A 6980-nucleotide genomic window follows, 5' to 3' on the forward strand; every position below is an offset into this window, starting at 1 on the left:
CTGATCGTGGACGATTGAGATACAGTAAACCCATCGCTTGCGCGCACCCCCGGCGCGTCCACGATCAGCCTGAAACGCCGTCCACGATCAGAATGAAACAGGCGTCCACGATCGCTGAAATGCGCAGCTGTGGTTCGATGAAGATATTTTCGCGTGGATACGCGCTGCGAGTGAAAAGGCGAACGCGGCGCGGCCTGATCTTGACCAAGCCGTGCACGACATGGCGGCGGGCGCGGGCAGCGCAGGCAAGTAAGGGCGGACGTGGCAGATGCACGTCAGGAGACGGCAATGACTGCCGGAGCGTCGTTATCGGCGCTTATCCAGAACGCCCGCGAGCGGGGGCCGGAGTATGCGGCGAAGGCGCGGGAGCGGGCGCGGGCTGTGGGGCACCCGACAGCCCCGCTCACACCGACGCAAGCCGTGGCGCGATTGCCGTTGTGGGCGGAGCCTGTTCGGGCCGTGCCAAACGGTTTCCTGCGCTCGGCACTGTTCGCCGCAATCGGCAAGGGTAAACGCCGCTACATGGAGCGCGAACAGATCGCCGCGCTTGGGGGTCTCGAAATCCGCTACACCGGCCAGCAGCTTGATCAAGGCGATTTGGACGTGTATGAGAGTGTGCTGCACGCCGTGCGGCATATGCTTCTTGGCAGCCAGTGCCGCATCACGGCCTACGCATTGCTCAAACTCATGGGCAAGACCGACACGGGCATGAACCGGGAGACGCTGCACACGCGCATTGCGCGGCTGACCGCCAACGCGGTCGAGGTGCGGCAAGGGCGGCACGTGTACCTCGGCGGGCTGATTGACGAAGCGTTCAAAGACGATCTGTCGCAGGAATGGGTGATCGTGCTGAACCCCAAGCTACTCTCGCTGTTCGCCCGCGATCAGTTTACGCAGGTGCAATGGGCGACGCGCCGCGCGATGGACGGGAAGTCGCTGGCGCAGTGGCTGCATGGGTTCTATGCAAGCCATGCGAAGCCGGTTCCGGTGAGCATTGAGGTGTTGCTCAAGCTGTCGGGGGGCAAGAACACCAACCCGTACAGCGCTCATCAGAAGCTACGCAAGGCGCTGGACGCCGTGGGCGAGGCCAGCGCGGCCCACGGAGAGTGGTTCGGCTACGAGATTAAGGACGGTCTGGTGCATGTCAAGAAGAAGGCCCAAAGGTCACAACTGCGGCACTTGGCCAAGAAGGCAGCCAAGGCCCGGAAGCTGCGCGGTTGATACCGTTGCAGCGGATAGGAAATACCGTTGCAGCGGATAGGAAATACCGTTGCAGCGGATAGATAATCCATGGAAAAACAGGTAAAAAGTCCAATTCTGGTGCGGACTTACAGCCTGTGGATAAGTTGCCCTAATCTTCTTTAATCTTTTTTAATCAGCGACTGCGCAAAAAAATGGAGCACGCAAAAGCAAGAACTCCAGCCCCCACGCTTCGCGCGGGGGAATCACGCGCTCCGCGCTTGACGGCCCCAGTCCGCAGGGGGGCGTGCCGCCCCCCTCTCCGACCTGCGGTCGCGGACTCGACCCCCCTGTGGGCTTGCAGCCCCCCGCTGCGCGGCGCCCCCCGCCGGGCTTGCAAGGCGGAAAGGTTCAGGAACGCGGCAGGACGGCGCAGAACGCGGGTTCAAGTGGGAAATCGGGAATTGAACCGGCCAGGCGCACATCTCCGCGACTGGTGCAGGCTGGACGGCATGGGGGATGCCTCCAGAACGCACAAAACCGCGTTCTGCGCCGTTCAACGCGGCATCCGGCTACCTACCCCTTAACCCCGGCCTTTTGATGGCTCTACGGGCTTCTATCCGCTTCGGCACCTTCACGACAATTCAAGGCGGCGCTCGATGCGCTCAAGGCGCTCTTTGAGCCTGTCCACCGTGTGCCGGTCTTGGATGATTTCGGCGTAGTTCGACGATTCGTCGCGGGCAACCCGGCTGATGCTGACCTCAAGGTGCGCGATGCGGTTGGGCAGTTCGTCCAATTTGCGTTCGATGCGGTCTTGGCCTGCCTGAAACCGCTTGAGGTGTTCAAGAATCAGGTTTTCGGTGTTGTCGGTCATGGCGCGCTCTCCGGGATTGGTCGCGACCTCACGACAGTTCAAGGCGGCGCTCAATACGCTCGATGCGCTGCACGATGCGATCAAGGCTGATCTGCTGGCGGGTGTCGGTTTCGACCCCCTGCACGATTTGCCGCTGAACGTTCAGGAAGGATTCATCGAGGCTGCTCATGCGCTCTTTGAGGTCATGCACGTCGTCTGCAACCCGGTCAAGGCGGGCGCGTATGTGGCGCAAGTGTTCAAGAATCAGGTTTTCGGTGTTGTCGGTCATGGCGCGCTCCCCGTGCATACCCTAAGAATTATAGCCCTTCGCGGGTTGCTTGTGGCGGGTACTGCTGGGGTACGCGCCGACGCCCTGCGAGCCTGTTTCTAGTGTTTATGCGGGCTACAGGGCATTGAATAATCCCCCCGGCTCCACCAATAACAAAACCCCAACCGTTCTCGGTTGGGGTTTTTTCTTGTCTGATCGCGCCGGTTCCCGCGTGTTGTTGGGGGTTCCTGCGGAAGCCTGCGGACTTCGCCAGCCGCCCGAATTGGCCGTTCCCGGCCCCATTCCACTCTCTCCTGGCCATTCCTCGCTCCGGCCTCGCTCCCTGGAACTGGCCCGAAGTCCGCAAAGGCCACAAGTCAGCGCCATATAGATCAAAGGGTTACGCGCGGACGAATCAAGCGGTTGGATTACAGCATCGGATAGCAAAGGAAACCGCTTACGTTGTGTTTTGTCGGTAGATATTGACAACTACCGACGTAATGCAACATCATGGCGGCATGGAAACTTCGCATCAGACCATTCTGGATCTCGCCGCCCAGCGCGGCCTGATACGCCCGCGCGATCTCGATGCGCTGGGTCTGCCCAGTGTCGCTCTCACGCGGCTGGTTCGGCAGGGCCTGCTCACCCGCGTGGGTCGCGGTCTGTATGCCCGCCCCGATCGCAGCGTATCCGAGCATGGCACGCTGGCCGAGGTGGCACGCAAACACCCGCAAGCCATCGTCTGCCTGCTGTCGGCACTGCGCGTGCACGACCTCACCACGCAGTCGCCATTCGAGGTCTGGCTCGCCATTCCCAACAAGGCTCGTTCGCCCAAGATGGATTACCCGCCGCTGCGCATCGTGCGCTTTTCTGGCCCCGCGCTGACCGATGGGATTGAAGAACACCAGATCGATGGCGTGACCGTGCGCGTGACCAACATTGCTCGCACCGTGGCCGACTGCTTCAAGTTCCGCAACAAGATCGGCCTCGATGTGGCGATGGAAGCGCTGCAGGAAGCCTGGCGTGCCAAGCGCGTGAGCATGGACGAACTCTGGCGCTATGCCACGCTGTGCCGCGTGGCCAATGTGATGCGCCCCTACATGGAAAGCCTGTCATGAATGAACGAAACGTGGCGGCATCAGTACGTGCCCGTCTGCTCAACCGCGCCCGCGAGACCGAGCAGGATTTCAACTTGGTCCTCACGCGCTATGCGATTGAGCGGCTGCTGTACCGGATCAGCATCTCGAAGCACGCGGATCAGTTTCTGCTCAAGGGTGCCTTGCTGTTTGACCTGTGGTTCGACATTCCACATCGCCCAACCAGGGATGCTGATTTTCTGGGATTCGGCTCGGCAGAGCTGCCGCACATCGAAGCCGTCTTCAGGGATATCTGCGCGATCGAAACGCACGACGGCGTGGCGTTTCAACCCGACACCGTGCACGCCGCCGAGATTCGCAAGGAGGCGAACTACGCTGGTGTGCGCGTGACGTTGCTCGGTGTGATCGATGGCGCGCGCTGCCAGATCCAGATCGATATCGGCTTCGGCGACGCCGTGACGCCTGGCCCGGAGGATGTCGAATACCCCGTCATGCTGGCGGAGTTCGCAGCACCCAAGCTGCGGGTCTATCCGCGCTACACCGTGGTGGCCGAGAAATTCGAGGCGCTGTCGTCCCTTGGCATCGCCAACAGTCGCATGAAGGATTATTTCGATCTGTGGATATTGGCGCAGCACACCGACTTCGATAGCGACACCCTTCGCCAAGCGATTCAGGCGACCTTCGGTCGACGTAAAACCGCTCTGACTAGGGATGTCCCATTCGGCCTCACCGATGCGTTTGCGCAAGATGCGCAGAAACAGGCGCAGTGGCAGGCCTTCCTGAAAAAGAACCGCCTGGAAGCGCTGGCGCTGAATGACGTCATTGCTGCACTGGTCGCGTTCATGCTTCCCGTCATCAAGGCGGCCAATGCCAGCGCGGTGTTTTCAGCCCGCTGGCAGGCAGGTGGTCCGTGGTCGCCTGCAGACGCGGGTTGATTTTCAACGCGGAAGGCCGACTCGCTCCCGCTGCTCATCCCACAGCGCTGGCGGATCAACCGCCAGATCGAACAGCGTGATGTGGTTCGGCAATGCGTCGTCCAGGATGGCCGCCACGATGTCGGGGGCCAGCGTGGTCAGGTTGACCATCCGGCTCACGTAGCTGTTGTCGATCCCCTCCCGCGTGGCGATCTCCTTCAGGGACTTTGCTTCCCCTGATTCCAGCATGGCCAGCCAGCGGTGGCCCCTGGCCAGCGCCAATTGGAGTGATGTCGGCGCCACGTCCCACGGTCTGACTGGGGCGGTCTCACCGTTCGGCAAGGTGACCAGCTTGCGGCCGCTGCGTCGTTTGATCTGGATCGGCACCGACAGAGTCAGCCTGCCGTCGCTGGTCTGAAGGATGTCGGGCTCGCCGGTCTTCTGGATGCGGATGTCGCTCATGCCAGTGCTTCCTCTCGTTGCTCGACCGGTTCGGGGCGCAGTTCCAGCACCAGGCGTTCGATGCCGTTGGCGCGCAGTCGCACTTCGAGGTCGTTGGGTGACACGATGACTTTCTCCACCAGCAACTTCACGATCCGGGTCTGCTCCGCCGGAAACAGTTGATCCCAAATCGCGTCGAGCCGGGTCATGGCCACGGTGATCTTGGCCTCGTCCAAAGTCGGATCGAGCTTAATCGCCTGCGGCAACATCTCACCCAGAAGATTCGGGGCACGCAGGATCGCGCGCAGTTGGTCGAGCACGGCCGACTCGAGTTCAGCGGCCGGCAGTCGCGGCAGGCCCGAGGCGCCCGCGTGCTCCTTGGCGTCGCGCTGAGGCACGTAGAAGCGGTAGCGACGACCATTCTTCTTGGTCGTGTGCCACGGCGACAGTGCCCGGCCATCGTTGCCGAACACAATGCCCTTGAGCAGATATGCCACGGTTGCCCGAGTCGCGTTGCCGCGCACCCGACCATTGGTGGCCAGGATCGCGTGGGCGCTCTCCCACAGTTCGCGGCTGACGATGGGCGGATGTTCGGCCTGGTACCACTGCTCCTTGTGCCGCAACTCGCCAAGGTAGGTGCGGTTGCTGAGGAGTTTGTAGATGTGGCCCTTGTCGATCGGTCTGCCATCGCGGGTCTTGCCGTCTTGCGTGGTCCACGCCTTCGACGTCACACCATCCAGTTTCAGCTCCTTGACCAGAGCCGTACTGGAGCCGAGTTCAACGAAGCGCTGAAAGATGTGCCGGATCAGTTTGGCCTCGCGTTCGTTGGGCACCAGTCGGCGGTTCTCGACGTCGTAGCCCAGAGGTGGCACGCCGCCCATCCACATGCCCTTACGTTTGCTGGCCGCGATCTTGTCGCGGATGCGTTCACCCGTGACCTCGCGTTCGAACTGGGCGAAGGACAGCAGGATGTTCAGCATCAAGCGGCCCATCGAGGTCGTCGTGTTGAATTGCTGGGTGACCGACACGAACGACACGCCGTAGCGCTCGAACACTTCGACCATCTTGGAGAAGTCCGCCAGGCTGCGCGTCAGGCGGTCGATCTTGTAGATGACAACCACATCGATCTTGCCGGCCTCGATGTCCACCATCATGCGGCGCAGCGCCGGGCGTTCCATGTTGCCGCCCGAGAAGGCGGGATCGTCGTAGTCGTCAGCGACTGGAATCCAGCCTTCGGCGCGTTGGCTGGCGATGTAGGCGTGACCGGCATCGCGCTGGGCGTCGATGGAGTTGTATTCCTGGTCGAGCCCCTCATCGGTAGATTTGCGCGTATAGACCGCGCAGCGCATGCGGCGCTTCAAGACTTCGCTCATCGCCCACCTCGCTTCTTGGTGGATGGCTTGGTCTTGGCATTGGATGGCGGCCTGAGACCAAAGAACAACGGCCCCGACCAGCGCATGCCAGTGATCTCGCGGGCGATCATCGAGAGGCTCGGGAACATGCGGCCCTGGAAGTCATACTGGCCATCGGCGGTTGCGATCACGCGGTACTCGACACCCTTGTATTCCCGGACCAGCACTGTGCCGGCGGCCGGACGGTAATCGCGGTCGCGCTTTTTCACCTTGCCGGTTTCCACCAGGGACTCGATGCGGCGCTGATTGCGATCCAGCAGGTTGGCGTCGACCTTGCGGAACTCTGCCTCCTGCAGCCGGTACGCAATGCGGCGCTCCAGGAATTGGCGGTTGTGGGTGGGCGTGTCGCCGCCGACCAACTTCTGCCAGAGGGACCGGATTTCTGCCATCGGCAGCTCGGGCAACCTAGCGATTTGTGCTGCCACCGATGGCGGCGTTGAAAGTGACGTGCTCATTTGGACTCCGTAGTTGTCTTGTTGACGGGGTCTGAATGAACGCGCTGGTTGCCAGAGAAGCCAAGCTCAAACTCGCTCGCTTCGGCGATATGTGCGGACTGTTCCGCGACGCAGATCCGCATGCGTGCCAGGCCGTTGGCCAGCAACGACGCGATCTCGTGGCGACGCTGCTCCGGCGTCATCCGCTCGGGCGGTAGATGGTTGATTTGATGCATGGGTAGCGGTCCTTTCCGTCGTAAGCGTGCAGCCATCCCCTCTTGACACCCGAAGTGAAGGTCAGGTGCTGACGGCAGGGGTGTTGGTTTTCGCCCAGTTGTGCGGCAGCAATTCGTCCAGACGGCTGTTGGGCCAGGTGGGCAGC

Annotated in this window: 10 protein-coding genes; 3 read left to right on the plus strand and 7 right to left on the minus strand. The window is 61.8% G+C overall.

The genetic code is table 11. From position 1 onward, the window contains the following. Positions 1–64 precede the first annotated feature (64 nt). On the minus strand, positions 65–274 hold the full coding sequence (locus RBR52_RS15125; protein ID WP_320378104.1) for a hypothetical protein: 210 nt from the start codon (positions 272–274) through the stop codon (positions 65–67). 14 nt (positions 275–288) lie between these two features. Here RBR52_RS15125 and trfA point away from each other — a divergent pair, with 14 nt between their 5' ends. Continuing rightward, positions 289–1221: a plasmid replication initiator TrfA gene (trfA, locus tag RBR52_RS15130; RefSeq protein WP_320378105.1), complete on the plus strand. Its 933-nt coding sequence runs from the start codon at positions 289–291 to the stop codon at positions 1219–1221. 592 nt (positions 1222–1813) lie between these two features. Here the strand turns inward: trfA and RBR52_RS15135 are convergent. Beyond that, complete coding sequence (locus RBR52_RS15135) at positions 1814–2053, minus strand: hypothetical protein (RefSeq protein WP_320378106.1); 240 nt, start codon at positions 2051–2053, stop codon at positions 1814–1816. Positions 2054–2081: 28 nt separating this feature from the next. Further along, entirely contained in the window at positions 2082–2321 is a 240-nt protein-coding gene (locus tag RBR52_RS15140; protein WP_320378107.1) for a hypothetical protein, read from the minus strand. 497 nt (positions 2322–2818) lie between these two features. On the opposite strand from RBR52_RS15140, the gene RBR52_RS15145 reads away from it, so the two are divergent. Further along, entirely contained in the window at positions 2819–3418 is a 600-nt protein-coding gene (locus tag RBR52_RS15145; protein WP_236213209.1) for a type IV toxin-antitoxin system AbiEi family antitoxin domain-containing protein, read from the plus strand. Further along, positions 3415–4332 carry a nucleotidyl transferase AbiEii/AbiGii toxin family protein gene (locus RBR52_RS15150; RefSeq protein WP_320378108.1) on the plus strand — a complete coding sequence of 306 codons (918 nt, stop codon included), beginning with the start codon at positions 3415–3417 and terminating at the stop codon, positions 4330–4332. The genes RBR52_RS15145 and RBR52_RS15150 overlap by 4 nt, the downstream gene beginning before the upstream one ends. Before the next feature lie 3 nt (positions 4333–4335). Here the strand turns inward: RBR52_RS15150 and RBR52_RS15155 are convergent, their stop codons facing one another. From RBR52_RS15155 to RBR52_RS15170, 4 genes are read right to left on the minus strand one after another with little or no spacing between them, the layout of a single operon-like run. Further along, positions 4336–4773 carry a LacI family transcriptional regulator gene (locus tag RBR52_RS15155; RefSeq protein WP_320378109.1) on the minus strand — a complete coding sequence of 146 codons (438 nt, stop codon included), beginning with the start codon at positions 4771–4773 and terminating at the stop codon, positions 4336–4338. Then, a complete protein-coding gene (locus RBR52_RS15160; protein ID WP_320378110.1) occupies positions 4770–6125 on the minus strand; it encodes a recombinase family protein in 1356 nt (451 codons plus the stop codon). The genes RBR52_RS15155 and RBR52_RS15160 overlap by 4 nt, the downstream gene beginning before the upstream one ends. Beyond that, complete coding sequence (locus RBR52_RS15165) at positions 6122–6619, minus strand: DUF2924 domain-containing protein (protein ID WP_320378111.1); 498 nt, start codon at positions 6617–6619, stop codon at positions 6122–6124. Before RBR52_RS15165 ends, RBR52_RS15160 begins: the two co-directional genes overlap by 4 nt. After that, positions 6616–6834 carry a hypothetical protein gene (locus tag RBR52_RS15170; protein ID WP_320378112.1) on the minus strand — a complete coding sequence of 73 codons (219 nt, stop codon included), beginning with the start codon at positions 6832–6834 and terminating at the stop codon, positions 6616–6618. The genes RBR52_RS15165 and RBR52_RS15170 overlap by 4 nt, the downstream gene beginning before the upstream one ends. Positions 6835–6980 lie beyond the last annotated feature (146 nt).

It is taken from the genome of Thiomonas sp., assembly GCF_034007205.1.
In the GTDB taxonomy this organism is placed as follows: domain Bacteria; phylum Pseudomonadota; class Gammaproteobacteria; order Burkholderiales; family Burkholderiaceae_C; genus Thiomonas.

Coding starts and splice junctions, on each gene's coding strand:
- trfA (WP_320378105.1), top strand. CDS start 289: ATGACTGCCGGAGCGTCGTTATCGGCGCTTATCCAGAACGCCCGCGAG.
- RBR52_RS15135 (WP_320378106.1), bottom strand. CDS start 2,053: ATGACCGACAACACCGAAAACCTGATTCTTGAACACCTCAAGCGGTTT.
- RBR52_RS15140 (WP_320378107.1), bottom strand. CDS start 2,321: ATGACCGACAACACCGAAAACCTGATTCTTGAACACTTGCGCCACATA.
- RBR52_RS15145 (WP_236213209.1), top strand. CDS start 2,819: ATGGAAACTTCGCATCAGACCATTCTGGATCTCGCCGCCCAGCGCGGC.
- RBR52_RS15150 (WP_320378108.1), top strand. CDS start 3,415: ATGAATGAACGAAACGTGGCGGCATCAGTACGTGCCCGTCTGCTCAAC.
- RBR52_RS15155 (WP_320378109.1), bottom strand. CDS start 4,773: ATGAGCGACATCCGCATCCAGAAGACCGGCGAGCCCGACATCCTTCAG.
- RBR52_RS15160 (WP_320378110.1), bottom strand. CDS start 6,125: ATGAGCGAAGTCTTGAAGCGCCGCATGCGCTGCGCGGTCTATACGCGC.
- RBR52_RS15165 (WP_320378111.1), bottom strand. CDS start 6,619: ATGAGCACGTCACTTTCAACGCCGCCATCGGTGGCAGCACAAATCGCT.
- RBR52_RS15170 (WP_320378112.1), bottom strand. CDS start 6,834: ATGCATCAAATCAACCATCTACCGCCCGAGCGGATGACGCCGGAGCAG.